Source organism: Bradyrhizobium sp. Leaf396 (genome assembly GCF_001424605.1).
In the GTDB taxonomy this organism is placed as follows: domain Bacteria; phylum Pseudomonadota; class Alphaproteobacteria; order Rhizobiales; family Xanthobacteraceae; genus Bradyrhizobium; species Bradyrhizobium japonicum_C.
The window spans coordinates 39858-60300 of the sequence record NZ_LMQJ01000064.1; the positions used below are offsets into that span (position 1 = coordinate 39858).

Annotated in this window: 21 protein-coding genes; 11 read left to right on the plus strand and 10 right to left on the minus strand. The window is 65.0% G+C overall.

Annotated elements, in window-relative coordinates; all coding sequences use genetic code 11:
• Nucleotides 1–210 precede the first annotated feature (210 nt).
• Entirely contained in the window at nt 211–450 is a 240-nt protein-coding gene (locus tag ASG57_RS31525; protein ID WP_024341084.1) for a hypothetical protein, read from the plus strand.
• Between the two features lie 65 nt (nt 451–515).
• Complete coding sequence (locus tag ASG57_RS31530; protein ID WP_024341085.1) at nt 516–845, plus strand: hypothetical protein; 330 nt, start codon at nt 516–518, stop codon at nt 843–845.
• Here the strand turns inward: ASG57_RS31530 and ASG57_RS31535 are convergent.
• Entirely contained in the window at nt 842–1321 is a 480-nt protein-coding gene (locus tag ASG57_RS31535; protein WP_024341086.1) for a winged helix-turn-helix transcriptional regulator, read from the minus strand. The two genes, ASG57_RS31530 and ASG57_RS31535, sit on opposite strands and share 4 nt — an antisense overlap.
• A gap of 119 nt (nt 1322–1440) precedes the next feature.
• Here ASG57_RS31535 and ASG57_RS31540 point away from each other — a divergent pair, with 119 nt between their 5' ends.
• A complete protein-coding gene (locus ASG57_RS31540; protein WP_024341087.1) occupies nt 1441–2214 on the plus strand; it encodes a glucose 1-dehydrogenase in 774 nt (257 codons plus the stop codon).
• A gap of 68 nt (nt 2215–2282) precedes the next feature.
• On the opposite strand, the gene ASG57_RS31545 is transcribed toward ASG57_RS31540, so the two are convergent.
• Entirely contained in the window at nt 2283–2891 is a 609-nt protein-coding gene (locus ASG57_RS31545) for an FMN-dependent NADH-azoreductase (protein WP_024341088.1), read from the minus strand.
• An 84-nt stretch (nt 2892–2975) separates the two neighbouring features.
• On the opposite strand from ASG57_RS31545, the gene ASG57_RS31550 reads away from it, so the two are divergent.
• The gene (locus tag ASG57_RS31550) at nt 2976–3398 is read left to right on the plus strand and encodes a winged helix-turn-helix transcriptional regulator (protein ID WP_024341089.1); all 423 of its coding nucleotides are present in this window, start codon (nt 2976–2978) and stop codon (nt 3396–3398) included.
• 94 nt (nt 3399–3492) lie between these two features.
• Here the strand turns inward: ASG57_RS31550 and dprA are convergent, their stop codons facing one another.
• On the minus strand, nt 3493–4635 hold the full coding sequence (gene dprA / locus ASG57_RS31555; RefSeq protein WP_029674290.1) for a DNA-processing protein DprA: 1143 nt from the start codon (nt 4633–4635) through the stop codon (nt 3493–3495).
• 90 nt (nt 4636–4725) lie between these two features.
• On the opposite strand from dprA, the gene ASG57_RS31560 reads away from it, so the two are divergent.
• On the plus strand, nt 4726–5970 hold the full coding sequence (locus tag ASG57_RS31560; RefSeq protein ID WP_024341091.1) for an amidase: 1245 nt from the start codon (nt 4726–4728) through the stop codon (nt 5968–5970).
• On the opposite strand, the gene ASG57_RS31565 is transcribed toward ASG57_RS31560, so the two are convergent.
• The 4 genes from ASG57_RS31565 to ASG57_RS31580 form a co-directional block, all read right to left on the minus strand.
• Nucleotides 5967–6950 (minus strand): patatin-like phospholipase family protein, encoded by a 984-nt coding sequence (locus ASG57_RS31565; protein ID WP_433994145.1) that lies wholly within the window; start codon nt 6948–6950, stop codon nt 5967–5969. The genes ASG57_RS31560 and ASG57_RS31565 overlap by 4 nt on opposite strands.
• 383 nt (nt 6951–7333) lie before the next feature.
• On the minus strand, nt 7334–7930 hold the full coding sequence (plsY, locus tag ASG57_RS31570) for a glycerol-3-phosphate 1-O-acyltransferase PlsY (protein WP_024341093.1): 597 nt from the start codon (nt 7928–7930) through the stop codon (nt 7334–7336).
• Between the two features lie 47 nt (nt 7931–7977).
• Entirely contained in the window at nt 7978–9279 is a 1302-nt protein-coding gene (locus ASG57_RS31575) for a dihydroorotase (RefSeq protein ID WP_024341094.1), read from the minus strand.
• A 5-nt stretch (nt 9280–9284) separates the two neighbouring features.
• Complete coding sequence (locus tag ASG57_RS31580; protein ID WP_024341095.1) at nt 9285–10232, minus strand: aspartate carbamoyltransferase catalytic subunit; 948 nt, start codon at nt 10230–10232, stop codon at nt 9285–9287.
• Nucleotides 10233–10496: 264 nt separating this feature from the next.
• On the opposite strand from ASG57_RS31580, the gene ASG57_RS31585 reads away from it, so the two are divergent.
• The 4 genes from ASG57_RS31585 to ASG57_RS31600 all read left to right on the plus strand — a co-directional run bounded on the left by ASG57_RS31585 (nt 10497) and on the right by ASG57_RS31600 (nt 15209).
• On the plus strand, nt 10497–11798 hold the full coding sequence (locus ASG57_RS31585; RefSeq protein ID WP_051350486.1) for an NADase-type glycan-binding domain-containing protein: 1302 nt from the start codon (nt 10497–10499) through the stop codon (nt 11796–11798).
• Nucleotides 11795–12568: a M15 family metallopeptidase gene (locus ASG57_RS31590; protein ID WP_057198847.1), complete on the plus strand. Its 774-nt coding sequence runs from the start codon at nt 11795–11797 to the stop codon at nt 12566–12568. The genes ASG57_RS31585 and ASG57_RS31590 overlap by 4 nt, the downstream gene beginning before the upstream one ends.
• A gap of 97 nt (nt 12569–12665) precedes the next feature.
• Nucleotides 12666–14309 carry an isovaleryl-CoA dehydrogenase gene (locus ASG57_RS31595; RefSeq protein WP_024341098.1) on the plus strand — a complete coding sequence of 548 codons (1644 nt, stop codon included), beginning with the start codon at nt 12666–12668 and terminating at the stop codon, nt 14307–14309.
• 135 nt (nt 14310–14444) lie between these two features.
• The gene (locus tag ASG57_RS31600; protein WP_024341099.1) at nt 14445–15209 is read left to right on the plus strand and encodes a CPBP family intramembrane glutamic endopeptidase; all 765 of its coding nucleotides are present in this window, start codon (nt 14445–14447) and stop codon (nt 15207–15209) included.
• Here the strand turns inward: ASG57_RS31600 and ASG57_RS31605 are convergent.
• Nucleotides 15206–16129: an AEC family transporter gene (locus ASG57_RS31605; protein ID WP_024341100.1), complete on the minus strand. Its 924-nt coding sequence runs from the start codon at nt 16127–16129 to the stop codon at nt 15206–15208. The genes ASG57_RS31600 and ASG57_RS31605 overlap by 4 nt on opposite strands.
• Nucleotides 16130–16132: 3 nt before the next feature.
• A complete protein-coding gene (ruvX, locus tag ASG57_RS31610; protein ID WP_024341101.1) occupies nt 16133–16618 on the minus strand; it encodes a Holliday junction resolvase RuvX in 486 nt (161 codons plus the stop codon).
• A 53-nt stretch (nt 16619–16671) separates the two neighbouring features.
• On the opposite strand from ruvX, the gene ASG57_RS39765 reads away from it, so the two are divergent.
• Together ASG57_RS39765 and ASG57_RS31615 are read left to right on the plus strand one after the other, a co-directional pair.
• Nucleotides 16672–16806: a hypothetical protein gene (locus ASG57_RS39765; RefSeq protein ID WP_283805281.1), complete on the plus strand. Its 135-nt coding sequence runs from the start codon at nt 16672–16674 to the stop codon at nt 16804–16806.
• Nucleotides 16807–17104: 298 nt separating this feature from the next.
• A complete protein-coding gene (locus ASG57_RS31615; RefSeq protein ID WP_024341102.1) occupies nt 17105–19321 on the plus strand; it encodes a DNA/RNA non-specific endonuclease in 2217 nt (738 codons plus the stop codon).
• An 85-nt stretch (nt 19322–19406) separates the two neighbouring features.
• On the opposite strand, the gene ASG57_RS31620 is transcribed toward ASG57_RS31615, so the two are convergent.
• Nucleotides 19407–20342, minus strand: a complete 936-nt coding sequence (locus tag ASG57_RS31620; protein ID WP_024341103.1) for a cyclase family protein — start codon at nt 20340–20342, stop codon at nt 19407–19409.
• Nucleotides 20343–20443: the final 101 nt, after the last annotated feature.

Sequence of the window (20443 nt, forward strand, 5' to 3'; positions counted from 1 at the left end):
GGGAAAATATGGGGCCGAAAACGAAAGGATTCGGGTCGGCCGTTTCGCCCCGAACATGGGTGGTGAGGCCGCCGCTGTCAAATCGAGGGGTGTAGGACTACGCTCTGGAGGGGAGAGTTCTATATCTGGAAAGTTGCAAAATACCACCTTGGAGTTGCGGGTGATGTGAGCGTAATGTCTCATTGGGCGCATGGATTCGGGTGGGGTCTGGTGACAAGGCCAGGAAAGAAACGGGCGCGTGCTGGATCAGGCTCGCCAGGGGGCTCGCGTCACGAGGAACCGGGGGAGGGCGGCGCTGACGAGGCGGTGGCCTTCATCGCCGAGCAGACCGGGGCATTGCGCGAGCTGGCCGAGCGCCACAAGCTCGCCGTGCTGCATTATCTGCTGGGTATGACCAAGCTGGAGGCTGACGAGCACATGCGACTGCGGACCAAGCGCAAGCTGTCGTGAGGAGCTTCCACATTGACTTGAACTGCCGCGCTCTCGCCGGCGACCAAGCCCATGTGAGAAACACGATGATCCTCTCGATCCCGGCGGACCAGTTCCGTAACGACGTTCGCGGTCTCGTCATCGCGGCCTGCCTGATCGGAGGACTGATCCTCTGGTTTGCGATCGCAGGCCGGTCCGACCGCGTCATCTATCGCGGTGTCGACAAGGCATGGTCCGAGCCCGGTCGCGTCCATCTCAACACGGAGCCCCCCGGCAATTACGTGATCGAGCGAAACGCAGAATTTGATGCGATGAAGATCGGCTGTGTCTACGCTCTCAACTATGACGCCGGGTTTGGTCGGCAGGGTCACAATCCCTGGAAGGCGGTTCGCAGTTTCACTCTTGTCCGGTGCTAGCCCGACCGACTCCGGCTTACTCCCTTCGATGGCTGGCGTGGTCTGATCGTCGTGTCGGCTGGCGCGAGAAGGCGTCCGTCCTCCGCGCGCATTTCCAGCTTCTTCACCGGGCGACCTTTCTCGCGATCGACCAGGATGGTCGCGATCTCCTCGGGGTGGTCGTCGTACTCCTCGCTCCATTGCCGCAGCGCGACCAGGATCGGAAAGGTGCCGCGGCCCTTCGGGGTCAGCACATATTCCTGGTAGGCGCTGCCGTCGGAAGCGGGCGCGGTCGCCAAAATGCCGTGCTCGACCAGTGACCGCAGGCGCGCGGCCAGAATGTTCTTGGCCATGCCGAGCTTGCTCTGAAATTCGCCGAAACGGCGTACGCCGAACAGCGCCTCGCGGATGATCAGCAGCGACCACCAGTCGCCGAGGGCCTCTAGCGACCGCGCGATCGGGCATGCATCGCCTTCGAAGCTCGTTCTTTTCACCATCGCTCGCTCTCCCGCGTTCGCACGGCGCCTGAGCCGATCACGCGCTTGTGTGGTTGCATAATAAAACCAAATGCCCTAGATGGCAATCTAGTTTCATTATGAAACTTAAGGAGGCGAGCGTGAGACTGAAGAACAAGGCAGCACTGATCACCGGCGGCAACAGCGGCATCGGGCTTGCGACCGCAAAGCTGTTCGTGGCCGAGGGCGCGAAGGTGGTGATCACCGGGCGCAACAAGCAGACGTTGGAGGCAGCCGCGAACGAACTCGGGTCGAACGCGCTCGCACTCGCGGCCGATGCCACCGACATCGACGCCACTGAAGCCGCAATCAAGCAGGGCGCGGAAAAGTTCGGCAAGTTCGACATCCTGTTTGCCAATGCCGGCATTGCCGGCGGCACGCCGCTGGGATCGGCGAAACCAGAGGTGTTCGAGAAGATCATCAGCACCAATCTGACCGGCGTGTTCTTCACCGTTCAAGCCGCACTGCCTCATCTCAACGACAATGCCTCGATCATCCTCAACGGCTCGGTGATCTCGGTGCTCGGCATTCCCGGTTACTCTGCTTACGGTGCGGCGAAAGCCGGCGTGCGCGCGATGGCGCGGGTCATGGCCTCGGAGCTGTCGCCGCGCGGAATCCGCGTCAACGTGGTGGCGCCCGGCGCGATCCGCACGCCGATCTGGGGGGCTGCCACCGCGACGCCGGAAGCCGAGAAGGAGTTCGAGAAGCGGATCGCGCTGACGACGCCGCTCGGCCGTATCGGTGAAACCGATCACGTCGCCAAGACGGTGCTGTTCCTCGCCTCCGACGATTCCGCGCATGTGCAGGGCCAGGAGATCTTTGTCGATGGCGGCGCGGTGGCCTCGCCGAGCGGCGCGCCGATCTATCGCGGCTGACGCTCCAAACAAGCTCGGTCGTCCGGCGCAGCATGTGTGTTGCGCGGGACGGTTCAGCGGTCGGGGGGCTATGCTGAACGCAGAGCCGTTGCTGCCTGGAGAGCGCCGGTGAGCGCCTTCTCGCGGTGGTCCGGGTCGATCTGGATTCCGTCGGCGGGGATGAACTCGACGCTGTTGATTCCCAGGAAGCCGAACACCCAGCGCAGATAGGTTTCGAGGTGCTCGCCGGCCGCGTTTGGCGTCTCGGCGCCGTAAAAGCCGCCACGCGACATTGCGACGATCACCCGCTTGCCGCCCGCGAGCCCCTCGGGCCCAGTGGGGCCATACTTAAATGTCTTCCCAGGCACCAGAATTCGGTCGATCCAGGCCTTGAGTTGGCTCGGGATCGTGAAGTTGTACATGGGCGCACCGATGACGACGATGTCGGCCGCCAGGAAATCCTCCAGCGCGACCGCGCTCGCCGCGAGGTCGGGCGCGAGTTCCGCCGGCGCCGGCGCGCCGTGGGCCGCCGCAAGGTGCGACCCGGAGAGATGGGCGAGCGGGGCGTGGGCCAGATCGCGATAGACAACCTCGAGCGAGGGCGTCGCCTGCCGGAGCCGGTCGACGATGGCGGCGGAAACCTGCCGGCTGACGGATTGGGGGCCGAGCACGCTGGAGTCGAGGTGGAGGAGTTTCATGTGAGGGTCACCCTGGTATAGGTTTGTAACCAGAGCTACATGAGTGACTACCGAAATCCCCGCAAGAACGCACTTTTTTGAGCCATGGGCACATCCTTGAAACCTGAGAACACCGGTTTTCCTGCATCGCCGAGGCCGGATCCCATGCCGCATCCCGACCATGCGGACTGCCGTGGGGTCGCTTCCGTGCTGTCCCGCGTCGGTGACAAATGGAGCGTGTTCGTGATCATGATGCTGAGCGACGGGCCGAAGCGATTCAACGAGCTGAAGCGCATGATCAACGGCATCTCGCAGCGGATGCTGACCCTGACGTTGCGCGGGCTGGAGCGCGACGGCCTCGTCACGCGCACGATCTTTCCGACCATTCCACCGCGCGTGGACTATGAGCTGACCGATCTCGGCCGCGGATTGCAGCAGCCGGTGAAGGCGCTGGGCGAGTGGGCGATCGAACACCAGGAGCAGATCGCGGCAGCGCGCACGCGCTTCGACGAGCGGAACGACCGGTAGAGTCGCGCCTTCCATTCGGTCATTCCGGGTTCGGCTCTTCGAGCCGCCCCGGAATGACGCCTTCAGGTCAAGGAAGAGACGTCGGGGTCCAGCACTAAAGCAGCGACACCAACCCGCCGCCATGACGCTCGAGCTTTCCGGCCAGCTCGAGCTCCAAGAGCACAGTGCGCACGATCGCAGGCGAGGCGCCGGACATCCGCACGAGGTCGTCGATCGAGATCGGGGCGGGGCTGAGCAGGCCTGTGATCTGGTCGCGGTCGTGGCCTTGCGGATCGCTCTCGAACGGCTCGCTGTCGGGCTCGCCTGCGGGGTGCATCAGGGGTCGCTCCATGATCGGCTGCACCGCGTTGATGATGTCGGCGGCTTCGGTGACGAGCGTTGCGCCCTGCTTGATCAGATCGTTGGCGCCGGCGGCACGCGGATCTAGCGGCGAGCCCGGCACCGCGAACACTTCGCGGCCCTGTTCGGCGGCCATGCGCGCGGTGATCAGCGAGCCCGAGCGGTGCGCGGCTTCCACCACGACGACGCCGAGCGAGGCTCCGGAGATCAAGCGGTTGCGGCGGGGAAAGTCGCGGGCGCGCGGCTCATGACCGAGCGGCATCTCGGAGATCGCCGCACCCGCGTGGTCGAGGATTGCGGCGAGGAGATCGCCATGCTCGGGCGGATAGATGCAGTCATGTCCGCCGGCGAGCACCGCAATCGTGCCGCTCTCGATGCTCGTGCGATGCGCGGCCTGGTCGACGCCGCGCGCGAGGCCCGAGATGACGACAAAGCCGGCTTCGCCGAGCTCGCGCGCGAGCTGGCCGGCGAACTTCAAGCCGGCGCCGGAGGCATTGCGCGAGCCGACGATGGCGATCGTCGGCCGCATCAGGGTCTTGGCGTCGCCGCGCAGGGCGAGCAGCGGCGGCGCGTCGTCGATCATCGCCAGCCGCGTCGGATAGCCATCCTCGCCGGGCGCGCGCCAGGCGATGCCGAACTTGCGGCTTGCGGCAAGCTCGGCCCGGGCCTCGTCGGCACTACAGATGCGGCCCGATCGCTGCGCACCGCCGCGGCGCGCCAGATCAGGCAGCCGCTCCAGTGCAGCCCGCGCGGTGCCGAAATGATCGACCAGCGAGCGGAAGGTGCGCGGGCCGACATTGTCGGAGCGGATCAGCCGCAGGCGGTCGATCCGCTCTTGCTCGGTCAGCTCCACGCTCGGATTGATGACGTCCACGGTGTCTCCTTGTGGGGGCAGCATGGAACAACCTGAGGGCGTTGCGCAACAGGGGGTGTGCTTGCGCGACCTTGCCCCGGTGCTAAAAGCGGTCCCAATAAGAAGGATCTTGCCATGATTTCACTTGCCGACCTCCAGCGCCGCATCGAGGCGGGGGAGCTTTCGCCCGATGCCGCCATCGCGCAATCGCACGCCGCGATCGAGGCCAAGGAGAAGGACATCCGTGCCTTCGTGCGGCACGACAAGTCGGCGAAAGCGCAAGGCTCCGGCCCGCTCCGCGGCATCGCGGTCGGCATCAAGGACATCATCGACACCGCCGACATGCCGACCGAGATGGGCTCGGAGATCTATCGCGGCTGGCAGCCGCGCGCCGATGCGCCGGTCGTGATGATGCTGAAGCGGGCTGGTGCCACCATTATCGGCAAGACCACGACCACGGCGTTTGCCTCGCGCGATCCGACGCCGACGCTCAATCCGCACAATCTCGGCCATTCGCCGGGCGGCTCGTCCGCAGGCTCGGCGGCGGCCGTCGGCGCCGGCATGATCCCGCTGGCGCTCGGCACCCAGACCGGCGGCTCGGTGATCCGGCCTGCCGCCTATTGCGGGACCGCGGCAATCAAGCCGTCGTTCCGGATGCTGCCGACGGTCGGCGTGAAATGCTATTCGTGGGCGCTCGACACGGTCGGCCTGTTCGGCGCACGCGCCGAGGATCTCGCGCGCGGGCTGCTTGCGATGACGGGACGTACGGAGTTCTCCGGCATCGTCGCGGCGAAGTCACCCCGCATCGGCGTCGTCAGGCAGGAATTTGCCGGCGCGGTGGAGCCGGCGGCCGAAGAGGGACTGCAAGCTGCGATCAAGGCCGCCGAGCGCGCCGGTGCCAGCGTTCAGACGATCGATCTGCCCGAAGCGGTGCAGGAGGCCTGGCGCATCCATCCTGTCATCCAGGACTTCGAGGCGCATCGCGCGCTGGCCTGGGAGTTCTCCGAGCGTCACGACGAGATCGCGCCGATGCTGCGCGCCAGCCTCGATGCGACGGTCGGGCTGACGCCGAAGGAATATGATGAGGCGCGCCGGATCAGCCGTCGCGGCCGCCGCGAGCTCGGTGAGGTCTTCGAGAGCGTCGACGTGCTGCTGACCTATTCCGCGCCGGGCACTGCGCCGGCCAAGGAGCTCGCGACCACCGGCGATCCCCGCTACAACCGGCTCTGGACGCTGATGGGCAATCCTTGCGTCAATGTACCGGTGCTGAAGGCCGCCGGCCTGCCTGTCGGCGTGCAGGTGATCGCGCGCTTCGGCAACGATCCGCTCGCACTTGCGGTCGCCTGGTTCCTGGAAGAAGCGCTGGCGAAATCAGGCTAGACTAGCGCGGGTTCCGCCCGAGCCGCCTCTCGCGTGCGCGCGGGCGCGCTGCCGTCCGCACCTTGTCCGAGCCAGCGCCCGGCCGCCTCGCGGCCGCTTCGGTGCAGCAGGCGAATGAAGCCGCGGCCGAGATCGGTGGACGAGCGCTGCGCCAGCCCATCGACCGAGTCTTCTGCGGCAATCCGGGACAGCCGCAGCAACGGCGCGGCATGGGCCTGCGCCCATTCGATTGCCGCGACCTCGGCGTTGAGCGCGGCGTTGGCCGCGATCTGGTCGAGCCGGCGGTCGATCGCGGCGAGCGTGATCGGCACGTAAGTGTCGCGCGTCGGCGTAACCTGGACCAGCAGGACATCGGACGTCGTCGTTTCCTGCACCAGCCGCAGCAGCGGCGGGTTGCCGCCGAAGCCGCCGTCCCAGTAGGCCTCGCCGTCAATCTCGACGGCGCAGTGAACCAGCGGCGGACAGGTCGAGGCCAGCACGACGTCAGCGGTGATGGCGTCGTTGGAAAAGATCTGCGGCCGCCCGTCGCGGATCCGCGTCGCTGCGATCAGCAGCTTCGGGCAGCGCGTGTCGCGCAGGACGGAGAAGTTGATGTCGCGCGAGACCGCCTGCCGCAGCGGGTCGAGATCGAACGGATCGAACTGGCCGGAGCGCAGGGTCGGGCCGAACGCGACCGAGCTCCCCGCGGGCGAAAAGCCGCCGACCAGCATCAGCGAGCGGAACGAGGCCTCGTGCATCAGCCGGACCCAGAAACGGTTCAGCCGGTAACGGGCACCTTCGCGTCCGCCTTCGGCAAGACCGCTGGCGAGCAGCAGCGCATTGATGGCGCCGGCGCTGGCCCCACTGATGGTGTCGATCTCAATGGACGTCTCTTCCAGCAACCGCTCCAGGACGCCCCAGGTGAAGGCGGCAAAGGTGCCGCCACCCTGGAGAGCGAGTGACAATCGTCGCGGTGGCCACTGGTTGGATCGGGGCTGCATGGGCACAATCGGCGCAGCCGTGGTTACGACATCAACTGCAACAGGCGCTTTCGCAACGGAATCAGGCACCGACGCTGGCGGTGAAATGGGGAGAGGCTTTGGCTCGGCAGGCGGGGAGGGCGCATCGCACCAGACATTGGTTGACGAGAGCAGCCGGCTCGCCGCGGTGCCAGAACCACCCAGCGAACCAACCCCGTCCTGCGCGCCGAAAATCTTCTCGCTCATTCTGAGCAACCGCCGCCATTTCCGCTGTCACAATGACAGGATCGGAACCCGCTCGCCAATACAACCGTGATTCGGCCGCAAGTTGCGAACAGGATTTGGCATATAATGCAGAAGCGGTGCTCCGGTATCCGTAGATGCCCGGCTTCGCCGAAAACGCTCTAAGCCTTTTCGCCGATCCGGCTTTCCTTGCCGGTCTGCAGGCGCCTGATGTTCTCGCGATGCGCGTAGAACAAGAGCAGCGTCAGCACCGCCGCCAGTGCGGACAAGGCGAGGTGGCCGAACCACCACAGGAACATCGGTGTGATGAACGCCGCCACCAGCGCCGAGAGCGAGGAATAGCGGGTGGTGAAGGCAGTGGCCAGCCACAGCAGGCAGAACACCACGGCGCCGGGCCAGAACAGGCCGAGCAGGATGCCGATATAGACCGCGACTCCCTTGCCGCCTTTGAATTTGAGCCAGACCGGGAAGAGATGCCCGAGGAAAGCGCCGAGCCCGGCCACCATCGCGGCATTGGGCCCTGCAATATAGCCGGCGATCACCACGGCCACGGTGCCCTTGAGCGCGTCGAACAGCAGGGTGCCCGCCGCAAGGCTCTTGCGTCCGGTGCGCAGCACGTTGGTGGCGCCGATGCTGCCGGAGCCGATCGAGCGGATATCCTGCGTGCCCGCGAGCTTGGTCAGGATCAGCCCGAACGGAATCGAACCGAGGAGGTAGCCGATGACGAAGGCCACCGGCAGAAAAGCTTCAAGCGCCATGGCGGCAGCTCCAGAGGCAGAATTCCGATATCGAACGATCGTGCGTGTCAGACATGCTCATAGACCGTCCGGCCGCCGACAATGGTGCGCACCACGCGGCCTGTAAAGCGGGCCTCGTCGAACGGCGTGTTCTTGCAGGGCGATTTGAGGACGGCGGGATCGACCACCCAGGGCGTGTCGGGATCGATCACGATGACGTCGGCCGGGCTGCCGGCCCGCAGGGTTCCGCCTGATAGGCCGAGCAACTCGGCGGGCCGCGTCGACATCGCGCGGATCAGCGTCTTCAGCTCCAGTTCGCCATTATGCACCAGCCGCAAGCCGGCCGGCAGCATCGTTTCGAGTCCGACGGCGCCGGGCGCGGCTTCCGCGAACGGCAGGCGCTTGACCTCGACGTCCTGAGGATTGTGATCGGACATGATCACATCGAGCAGGCCGGAGGAGATCGCTGCCACCAGCGCACGGCGATCGTCCTCGGTCCGCAGCGGCGGCGAGAGCTTCAGGAACGAACGGTAAGGACCGATATCGTTCTCGTTCAATGCCAGATGGTTGATCGAGACCGAGGCGCTGCAGGCGAGCCCGGCACTGCGGGCGCGCTGGAGGATGTCGAGCGAATCGATGCAGGTCAGCGAAGCCGCGTGATAGCGGCCGCCGGTCAGCGCGACGAGGCGCAGGTCGCGCTCCAGCATCACGGCTTCGGCGGCATTCGGGATGCCCATCAGGCCGAGCCGGGTCGCGAACTCTCCCTCGTTCATCACGCCTTCGCCGACGAGGTTGGGGTCCTCGGTGTGATGCACGATCAGCGCGTCGAAGTCGCGGGCGTAGGTCAGCGCGCGACGCATGACCTGGGCGTTGGTCACGCTCTTGTCGCCGTCGCTGAAAGCCACCGCGCCCGCGGCTTTCAGGAGGCCGAACTCGGTCATTTCCTCGCCATGCATCCCCTTGGTGAGCGCGGCCATCGGCTGGATGTTGACGATCGCGGTGTCGCGGGCGCGACGCATCACGAAGTCGACGGTCGCCGAATTGTCGATGACCGGCGAGGTGGCGGGCTGGCAGATGATGGTGGTGATGCCACCGGTCGCGGCGGCCTGGCTCGCGGAGGCAAAGGTCTCGCGGTGGCTGAGCCCTGGCTCGCCGACGAAGGCGCGCATGTCGATCAGGCCGGGCGCCACGATCTTGCCGGAGCAGTTGATGATGTCCGTGCCCTCGGGGACGCCGGCCGCGCCGATGCCGCGGCGGGTCTCGCGGATGGTGCCGTCGGCGATGAGAACGTCGCCGATGCCGTCGAAATCCCTGCTGGGATCGACGATGCGAGCATTGGCGAGCAGAATGGGGCGGCGGTCGGTCAACATCGGCATCACGCGTTCGGCAGGTTGCGGGCGAGCGCTTCCAGCACGGCCATGCGCACGGCGACGCCCATCTCCACCTGTTCGCGGATCAGGGACTGCGCGCCGTCGGCCACGATCGAGTCGATCTCAACGCCCCGGTTCATGGGGCCGGGATGCATCACGAGCGCGTCCGGCTTGGCATAGGCGAGCTTCTTCTGGTCGAGCCCGAAATAGTGGAAGTATTCCGATGACGAGGGCACGAAGGAGCCGTTCATGCGCTCGCGCTGGAGCCGCAGCATCATGACGATGTCGGCGCCTTCCAGTCCCGCGCGCATGTCGCGCGCCACCTCGACGCCCATCCGCTCGATGCCGGGCGGCAGCAGCGTGGAGGGACCGACGACGCGGACGCGGGCGCCCATGGTATTGAGCAGGATGATGTTGGAGCGGGCGACGCGCGAGTGCAGCACGTCGCCGCAGATCGCGACCACCAGCCCCTCGATCCGGCCCTTGTTGCGACGGATGGTGAGCGCGTCGAGCAGCGCCTGGGTCGGATGCTCGTGCGCGCCGTCGCCGGCATTGATGACGGAACCGTCGACCTTGCGCGCCAGCAGTTCCACCGCGCCGGAGGCGTGATGGCGCACCACCAGGATGTCAGGGTGCATTGCGTTCAGCGTCACGGCGGTATCGATCAGCGTCTCGCCCTTGCGGATCGAGGAGGACGACACCGACATGTTCATGACGTCGGCGCCCAGCCGTTTGCCGGCGAGCTCGAACGAGGACTGGGTCCGTGTGGAGGCCTCGAAGAAAAGGTTCACCTGCGTCCGTCCGCGCAGGACGGTGCGCTTCTTGTCAACCTGGCGGTTGAGCTCGACATATTCTTCCGACAGGTCGAGGAGGCCGGTAATGTCGGCGGCGGAAAGGCCCTCGATGCCCAGCAAATGCCGGTGGCCGAGGACGAAGGTCGATTTCGATGTCATTAAAAGCAGAGCTATAGGGGGGGATGGCGGGGGGAGCAAGCTTCAAATCCCGCAGCTGGACTTATCCACGGCGCTTTAGAGGCGGGACGGCGCCGCCAGCCTGTGTCCGCGGCGGCCGCTTTGCGCTAGACTCGCGCCGTACGTTGCGTCACGGGCTGGAGTATGAGGAGCACGCGGTATCTTAATCGACTGGCGCGCTGTGTTGCTGCCATGGCGGCCGCGTGCGTTGTCGGTTTGGCGGCGCCCGCACTGGCGGAGAAACGCGTGGCGCTGGTCATCGGCAACGATCTCTATCCGAACCTGCCGGCCGACCGGCAATTGAAGAAAGCGGCGAATGACGCGACGTCGGTGGCCGACGCGCTGAGATCACTTGGTTTTGAGATCGTGCTGGGGACCAATCTCGGCCGCCAGGCAATGATCGACCGTCTCGCGGATTTCACGGCGCGGCTGGAGCCAGGCGATACCGCCGCGGTGTTCTATGCCGGACACGGCGTTGCGATCGCGGGCGTGAACTACCTCGTGCCCAGCGATGTGCCGACCGTCAACGAGGGCGCCGAAGCGCGGGTGCGCGGCGCCTCCATTGCGGAGCCGGATGTGATCGCGGAGCTTCAGGCGAAGTCGGTGCGGGTCGCGTTCGTCGTGATCGATGCCTGCCGCGACAATCCGTTCCCGCGCGCCGCGGGCCGTTCGATCGGGAACACGCGGGGGCTTGCGGATTCGAAGCCGGCACGCGGGATCTTCACGCTCTATTCCGCCGGGATAGGTCAGACCGCGCTCGACCAGCTCAGCAGCAACGATACGGCGCATAATTCGGTGTTCACGCGGGTGTTCGTCGAGCAGCTTAAGCGGCCTGAACTGCATCTCGGCGATCTCGCAGTCGAGGTGCGCGAGCGCGTGGCGGCGCTGGCGCTGACGGCGAGCGATGGCGCCGGAGAGCCCGTGCCGCACGACCAGACGCCGGCCTATTACGACCAGACGCTCGGCGGGCGGATCTATCTCTGGGCGTCCCTCTCGTCGGAGCGGCCGGTGGCAGGCATGTTGGTGAAGCCGCAAGCGAGACCGGCGGTTGCGGAGCGTGCGGCCATGCGTCCACCGCGTCCGTCCGCGGCAGGCGAAAGCTGCGCCCGCAGCGGCTTCGCGACCTATTGCGTCAGCTCGATGCTGAAGCCGCAGTTCGGCAACTCATACGGCGTGGCGAACTTGTTCGACGCCTCGACGGGAACGGCATGGGTGGAGGGCGCCTCGGGCAGCGGCATCGGCGAATGGATCACCATCGAGTTCGAGGCCCCGCGGCGGGTCAAATCGATCCATGTGCAGAACGGCTATCAGAAAACTCCCGATATCTTTGCCAAGAACAACAGGGTTCGCCAGATCCGATTGCAGTTCTCCGGGGGAGAGTCGCAGACCTTCACCCTCGACGACAAGTTTTCAGCGCAGCTCCTGACGTTGCGGTCGCCGGTTACGGCCTACTGGCTGCAATTCGTCATCGACGACGTCTGGGCCGGCAACAAATATACGGACACCGCGATCACGAAGCTTCTGGTCAACTCGGATCCGGTGCAATGATTGCAAGGAAGGACATCACGGCGCGGGCCGCGCTCGTCGCGTTGCTTGCAACATTTGTCCTCGCCCCGGTGCGCGCGCAGACCTTGCCCGGCGGCTTCGTCTATCTGCGCGACATCGAACCCAGCATCATCCAGGATATCCGCTACGCCACATCGAACAATTTCGTCGGCCGTCCGCTCGCCGGCTATGGCGCGGGCGAGTGCGTCGTGAAGCGCGAGGTAGGGCTGCGACTGAAGGCGGTGCAAGAAGAGCTCGCCGCCCAGAATCTGTCGCTGAAGATGTTCGACTGCTACCGGCCGGCGCGGGCCTCGCTCGACATGGTGAAATGGTCGCAGAACGGTCATGAGACGGCGGCCGAGCGGCGCTACAACCCGAGGATTCCCAAGACCGAGCTGTTCCGCCTCGGCTACATCGCGAGCCGCTCGCAGCATTCGACCGGCGCGGCGCTCGATCTCACGCTGGTCGACCTCAAGGCTGACAATTCCGCCAAATATGATCCGTCGAAGAGCTATGCCGATTGTACGGCGCCGGCCGAGGTGCGGGCGCCGGAGGGCAGCGTCGACATGGGCACAGGCTACGACTGTACCGACGTCAGGGGCCATACGGCGGCACCATCGATCAATCCGGAGCAGCGTGCCTGGCGCAAGCGGCTGGTGGCCGCGATGGCCAGGCAAGGCTTTGTGAACTATTCGAAGGAGTGGTGGCATTTTTCCCTGCCGGGGGCGGGCGGGGCGGCCTATGATTTCCCGATCCAGCCGCGGACGAGGTAGATTCAATTGAAGCGGATGCAGCCGCGAGCAGGTTTATCTCTCCCGACGGGAGAGGCGGCACTGCTCGCGTCGAGATGAATTCGATCGGAATTACCCCATGACCCAGCCGAACTTTGCGACCCATGAAGTCTTCAACCAGTCACCGCCCTTCGAGGACGTCAATCTCTTTACCCTGGACCAGCCGTTGGTCGCGGCGGTGAAGGCCAATGGCGGCGCGGCGGCGGAACGGGAACTGTCCGCGTTCGGCAAGGAGTGGGGTTCTGCGGCGATGGCCGATCGCGGGCGCCTCGCGAACGAGAACACGCCGAAGCTGCGCAGCTTCGATGCCAAGGGTCACCGGCGCGACCAGGTCGAGTTTCATCCCGCCTATCACGAACTGATGGCGCACAGTGCGCATGCAGGCGTGCACAATTCGACGTGGACGGCCGATGGACGACCGGCGGACGATGCCGCCGAGGTCATCCGCGCGGCAAAATTCTACATGGCTGCGCAGGTCGAGACCGGCCACCTCTGCCCGATCACGATGACGCGCGCTTCCGTTGGTGCGCTGGCGATGCAGCCCGACTTGCTGGCGCGCGTCATGCCGGTGCTGTCCACGAAGAGCTACGATCCCGGCTTTGCGCCGTGGTGGGGCAAGCGCGGCATGACGCTCGGCATGGGCATGACCGAGAAGCAGGGCGGCACCGACGTGCGCGCGAACATGACGCGCGCAGTTCGCGACGGGAATGCGTATCGCATCACCGGTCACAAATGGTTCATGTCGGCGCCCATGTGTGACGCGTTCCTGGTGCTGGCGCAGGCGGATGGCGGGCTGACCTGTTTCTTCATGCCGCGCTTCGCGCCGGACGGTTCGGTCAACGCCATCCAGTTCCAGCGATTGAAGGACAAGCTGGGCAACCGCTCCAACGCCTCGTCGGAGGTCGAGTTCGTCGGCGCTCATGCCGAACGGATCGGCGAGGAAGGCAAGGGCATCCGCACCATCATACAGATGGTGCAGTTGACGCGGCAGGATTGCGCGATTGCGTCCGTCGGGCTGATGCGTTCGGGGCTCGCGCATGCGCTTCATCATGCGCGGCACCGCAGCGTTTTCCAGAAGCATCTTGCCGATCAGCCACTGATGCAGGCGGTGCTGTCGGACATGGCGCTGCATGTGGAGGCGAGCACGGCGCTGGTGATGCGGCTCTGCCGCGCCTTCGACCGCACGCCGCGCGATGCGGCGGAAGCTGCCTATATGCGGCTGCTCACGCCGGCGATCAAATACTGGACCTGCAAGAGTGCGCCGCCATTCCTCTATGAGGCCATGGAATGCCTCGGCGGCAACGGCTATGTCGAAGACGGCATTCTGGCGCGGCACTATCGGGAGTCGCCGGTCAACGCGATCTGGGAAGGCTCGGGCAACGTCATGTGCCTCGACGTGCTCCGCGCGCTCTCGCGCGAGCCGGACGCGGCGATGACGGTGCTGCACGCGCTGGCAGCCGAAACCAAGGGCTTGCCGGGAGCAGGGCAAGCGGTTGCGTTCATCGGCAAGACCTTCCGCCGCGCCGACGGCGAGCGCGTCGCGCGCCTGGCGGTCGAGAAGCTGGCGTTGCTCGCCGCTGCGGCGGCGCTCCAGGCGGTGTCCCCACACAATGCCGAACTGTTTGCGAGCACGCGGCTTGCGACCAATCATGCCAGCATGTACGGCGCGGTGGAACTCGAGAGTGCCGATGTGCGCATGCTGCTGGAGCGGGCGCTGCCATGAGTGTTTGATCTGTGGTCCGGGCGATCCGAAGGACGAACCCGGGATCTCGAGAGTCTCGGGCGCGCAATTGCGCACCTGAGTTCGATGCTGCGCATCGCCCCGGAATGACGGTGAAGCTCTAACGAAAGCCTCCTGATGGACTCCCTCAATCCCGATCATCCGCCACTGACGGAAGCTCCTGTCGCGCCACGCGTCTGGAAGTTCTGGGGCACTGCGCTCTGGGGGCTCTTCATCTTCGTCGCGATGTTCGTCGGGCAGATCGGCGCCGTCATCGTGCTCGCGGCGCAGCGCGGTCTTCCAATGGACCTCGCCTCGCTCCAGCTCGTCGGTCGCGAGCCCCAGACGCTCGCGTTCTCGGTCATCATGGGACTGCCGGCGACGCTTCTTGCGGTTTGGCTCGCCATTCGCATCAAGAGGGCTTCTTTCGTCGACTATCTCGCGCTGCATTGGCCGTCGTGGAAGCAGCTGCTGTTCGGCGCCATCGGCCTTATCCTGATCGTGGTGGTCTGGGAGACCATGTCACGCGCGCTCGGGCGCGAAGCGACGCCGGGTTTCATGACCGATCTGTTGAAGTCAGGACGAGACAAGGGCGCCGCGCTGTTGCTTCTGTTCGCCTTCAGCGTAGCCGCGCCGACGTCGGAAGAGATTCTGGCGCGGGGCTTCCTCTATCGCGGCTGGTCGGCGAGCTTCCTGCGCATACCCGGTGCGATCCTCCTGTCGTCGCTGGTTTGGACAATCGTCCACCTGCAATACGACATGTACTTCCTCGCCGAAGTCTTCGCCATCGGCCTCTGGTTCGGCTACATGCGCTATCGTGCCAACTCTCTCTGGCTCACAATCATGCTCCATGCGTTGAACAACCTGACAGCAGTGGTGCTGACGATGTGGCTGGGGAGCTAGGCCGCCAGCCCGATCGCGATCGGCATCGTAATGGCTGCAAAGATCGTCTGCAGCGTGATGATCTGGGCCAGCAGCGGCGCGTCGCCGCCCATCTGGCGGGCGAGGACATAAGCGCTGGACGAGGTCGGCACCGCCGAGCAGATCGCCACGATCGCGAGGCTGTTGCCGGACAGCCCGAACCAGAAACCGAGCCCCATCGCGAGCGCGGGCATCAGCAAGAGCTTGAAAACGACGCCGACGGCTGCACCGAGGCTTGGACGGAAGAGCCCTTCGAGATGCAGCCCCGCGCCGGTGACGAGCAGGCCGATGGCGAGGGAGGAACTGCCGAGCGCGTCTGCAACCTCATGCCAGAGCCTTGGCAGCGGCAGGTGGGTGACATTGACGGTAAGGCCGATGATGCAGGCCCAGATCAGGGGATTGCGAACCAAGGTGATGACGATGGCGCGGCCGGATTGCTTTTCCGGCGATGCGTAGCGAGCGAGCACCGAGACGCTGAACACGTTGACGAGCGGGATGATCGCCACCATCGCCACGGAGGCGAGCGCCAGCCCGACATCGCCGAACAGATTGGCGGCGATCGACAGCGCCACGAAGGTCTGCCAGCGCGTCGCGCCCTGGAAGATCGAGGTGAAGGCGGGGCCGTCAACGCCGAGCCGCGACAGGGCTGGGCGCAGCGCGAGGCACAAAAGCGACATCGCCAGTGCCGACAGCAGCAGCGCGCCGCCGACGCCGGCGACCGGCACCTTGGACAGGTCGGCCTTCACCAGGGTCTGGATCAGCAGCATCGGAAACAACACGAAATATGTCAGCAGCTCCAACCCGTGCCATTGCGTGTCGAGCCGCATCAGGCTGCGCTTCAGCACGATGCCGAGCACGATGAGGATGAAGACCGGCAGCAAGGCCGCGATCACGACGGCCATCGGTCAGGCGGCCCCGGGACGGAGATTGGCGAGACGGTCGAGCGCGCCTTGCAGGATGAACATCGCAGCGTGTTCGTCGATCACCTCGGCGCGCTTGGCGCGGCTGACATCCATGCCGATCAGCTCGCGCTCGACCGCCGCTGTCGACAGGCGCTCGTCCCACAGTCCGATGGGGAGCGCGGTCAGACCGGCGAGGTTGCGGGCGAAGGCGCGGGTCGACTGCGCGCGCGGGCCCTCGCTGCCGTCCATGTTGATGGGCAGGCCCAGCACGAACCCGGCCGCCTTGCGCTCGGCCGCAATCGCGAGCAGGCGCGCGGCATCCTGCTTGAATTGCTTGCGCTGGATCGTCTCGACGCCGGTCGCAAGCCGACGATCGGGGTCGGACACGGCAACGCCGATGGTCTTGGTGCCGAGATCAAGCCCGACCAGCGCGCCGCGCGCGGGCCAGTGGGTTACAGCATCGACGAGGGGCAGGATAAGGGCCGACATGGCGTTAGCGCATATCACGCGTCGTGCTGTGGCGTGAACCCGGAACAATGGATGTGCTGACATTATTCGACCTGTTCGCGGTCGCGGCGATGCCGATCACTTACGCCCTGGCGGAGTGCGGCCACCGATTCGTGCTGCTGTTCGCGCCTCATGCGCCTCCATCGTCGCACCGCGGCGGTGGCACCTGAAGGCGATAGGAAGAAGCGCGTGAAGATGACCACGCACAAATGCAGCGGCCATTTGTGGTGAATCTCACACGGGCGATGTTGCGGACCATGGCATGATCTCGCGTCCTCAGCGGTGCACCTTGATTGACGTTCTGGTTGCGGTTCGGCAGTGATGTATGTATAAGTAGAGTGAGGCGCGTACCCCAATTTTCAGAACGATCGCCAGCGACCCGCAGTCGGGTCCGCCAGGCAACCTTGGCGCAGATTTTTGAGGCGCCGGCCACCTCCGACATTCGCTCAGTCATTTTGAGAGGTTCTGATGCTCATCAAGCCAAGCCTCATCGCGGGCTCCGAAAGGCGATTCAAGCAAGCCGAGTTCTCACCCGATGCCTTGAACCGGAAACTGGGCGACGGCCCGATCGAGATGTCCGTCGAAAAGATGCGCCTGCGCCAGCGCCAGCTACTGGCCGAGACGCACGACATGCAGGCAGCGGAGAAAGGGCTGGAGCGGATCATCCAGGGCAATGATCTCGACAGCATCAATTATCTCGCAAAGGGGACGGCCGCCGCACGCTCTGTTTGCCGTATTCAGCTGAGGGATCTGAAGTCGAACCTGCTCGGCTATGGCTCGGGCTTTCTGATCGGGCCCGGCCTGCTGCTGACCAACCATCATGTCTTCGGCAAGCCGGCGGACGCCGCGAATTCGATTGCCGATTTCAACTATGAACTGGATATCTCGGGACAAGAGCGCCTGCCGGAGAGGTTCGGATTCGAGCCCGGCAGATTCTTCTACACCAATGACAGGCTGGATTTCTCGGTCGTCGCGGTGGCCCAGACTTCGCTGTCGGGCCACGAGCATCTTGACGACTGGGGATGGCTGCCGCTGAGCGGTGCACCCGGTAAGGCAGACCCGGGCGAATATCTCACCATCATCCAGCATCCCAGCGGCCAGATGAAGCAGGTCTGCGTCCGCGAGAACAAGCTGCTCAAATATGCCGGCGACTTCCTCTGGTACAACACCGACACGACGGCTGGATCGTCGGGCTCCCCGGCGTTCAACCGCTTCTGGCAGGTGGTCGCGCTGCACCACAGCGGCGTTCCGCGGAAGGATGGGCAGGGCCGCACCCTGACCAAGGACGGCAAGGTATGGAAGCCCTCGATGGACGAATCCTCGATCGACTGGATCGCCAACGAAGGCATCCGAGTCAGCGCGATCGTGGCCGATCTCAAGGTGGCCGTCGGCTCCCACCCGTTGATCAAGCCGGTGTTGGATGAGGAAGAGCCGCCAATCCGGCAAGAGAGCGCGAAAGTCCGGGCGCCGGAGGCCGTGCCTGCGTTCGGCGCCAATTTCTGGGTCGAGCAGTCCGTCGACGGCACCTCTCTCGTGGTTCCAGTGCGCGTGCCATTGCCGATACTCAGGAAGGAAATTCCGTTCGCTCCGCTCGCCCCCGTGCCGGGCCCGGCGGGAGCTGACGGAGGTACAGCGAACGGCAGCATACACAACGGCGGCAAGCCGCTGATCGCCCCGCCGGCTGGCCTCCTGCCTCACATCAGTCCGAGAAACGGCCTGCCCATGGAGGCCGTGCATATCGATCAGAGCACGCTGAAATCGCGTCCGGGGTACAAGGCGAACTTCCTCGGCACCGGAAAATTCTCGGTCCCGTTGCCGAAGATTCCGGCCGCCCTCAAGTCCAGGATCGCGATGCTCAAGGGCAGCTCCAGGCAGTTCGAGCTGAGATATTTCAACTACAGTGTGGTCATGAACAAGCAGCGCAGACTCGCCTTCTTCAGCTGCGTCAATATCGACGGCGCCAAGCAGCAGGACGTCGGCAAGCGTGAAGGCGATTCCTGGCTGCGCGATCCACGCATCGACGACGATGCCCAGATCGGCGACGAGTTCTACCGCAAGCAGGCGACCTTCGAGGCGGATCGCACCAGGAATCCGTTCGATCGGGGTCATCTCGTGCGCCGCCTCGATGCGACCTGGGGCGACACCGTCGCCGCGGCCAAGCAGCATGGCGACGATTCCTTCCATTTCACCAACTGCTCGCCGCAGTTCTTCTCGTTCAATCAGGGCAAGCAGCTCTGGGCCGGATTGGAGGACTACACCCGCGATGTCCTGCTCGAAGGCGAGGAGAAGGGCATCGTGATGAACGGTCCGGTGTTCGATGGACCGGACGCCGACGGATCCGATCTGCCCAATCCGAACGGCCGGCCGCACAAGGACCCGAGCTTCGGCGGCGTTCAGATTCCGAAATACTTCTGGAAGATAATGATCCGGCGCGACGAAGACGGCCTCAAGGCGGCGGCATTCCTGATGAGCCAGCGCAAGCAGGTCATGGAGATCGACCGCATCCGGGAGGCGGATCTGCTCGAGCGGATGTCCGAGGAGGACGTCAGCGTCTTCCAGGTCTCGATCGCCGATCTGACGAAATTGACCAAGCTCGACTTCGGCAATCTTGCCGACGCGGACTCGCACGAGGCGACCTCGGTCGGTCCGCGTCGGATCGAGTCCTATGAGGACATCCGGATCTGACGTGCGGGGCGGGTGAGGGCAGCAGTGCGCTCCGGAGAGACACTGCAAGACCTCACCCGGCCTTCTTTCCAGGCCCTCGCGGGCGTCAGCGGATCGCGATCGGGTTGATCATCGCCTGCACGCCGCCGGTCCAGCGCGGCTGTCCCAGCACGAAAAGGAACTCATAGCCCTTGTCGCGTGCGAGCGCGGCCGTGTCCATGTTTTCGAGAATGTAGGTCCCGTTCATCGCGAGCAGAATCTGGTGCACCTCGAACACGTTCTTGGATTCGAACGGCAGCACCTCGAGTCCCCAGGTATCGGCACCGACGGCGACGACACCCTTGCCGGTGAGATATTTTGCCCCCTCGACGCCGAGCCCGGGCTCGCCGGCCGAATAGCGCTTGTCGTCCTTGCCGACCAGGCTGAGCCAGCCGGTGTGGAAGATGACGACATCGCCCTGACGGATCTCGACGTTCTGCTGCTTGGCGGCCTCCTCGATCTCCTTGACGTTGAACGCGGTGCCTTCCTTGACCACGTCGGTCTTGAAATAGGCTGCCATGTCGAGCAGGACGCCGCGGGTAACCATCGGCGGCACCTTCTCGATGCCGAGCTTCTTCAGCCCCGTCGGATCGGCGAAATCGGCGAGCTTGTTGCCGTTGTAATAGACGTGCTCGATGCCGAGATGGCCGAGGCCGTCGAGCTGGCTGCCGACGCCGACCCAGCTGTCGAGGATATCGTCGTTGTAGGTGGCCTTGTTGGGGCCAAGACCGGAACTGCCGGCCTGACCCGGCTGCACAACGGTGATCTTGTAACTGCGCGGCGGGTAGGCCGGCGTTTGGGATGTGACGGGCATGCCGAGGGCGTAGGTCTTGCCGGTCTTCACCAGTGAGGCGGCCTTCACCACGAGCTCGGGCGTCATGTAGTTGGCGGAGCCGATCTCGTCGTTCGGCCCCCATTTCGACTTGGTCCAGTCCTGGGCGTTTGCTGTTCCTGATATCGCCGACAATGCGACGACACAGCACAACACGAGCGTATTGCGCATCGAATAGTCCTCCCGATGTTCTTGCCGATGTCCGGCTTCGTTATGGTTTTGCGCTGGCCAGCCAGTCATCCTAACGTAGAACGATCGAGGGCTTCAAAGCT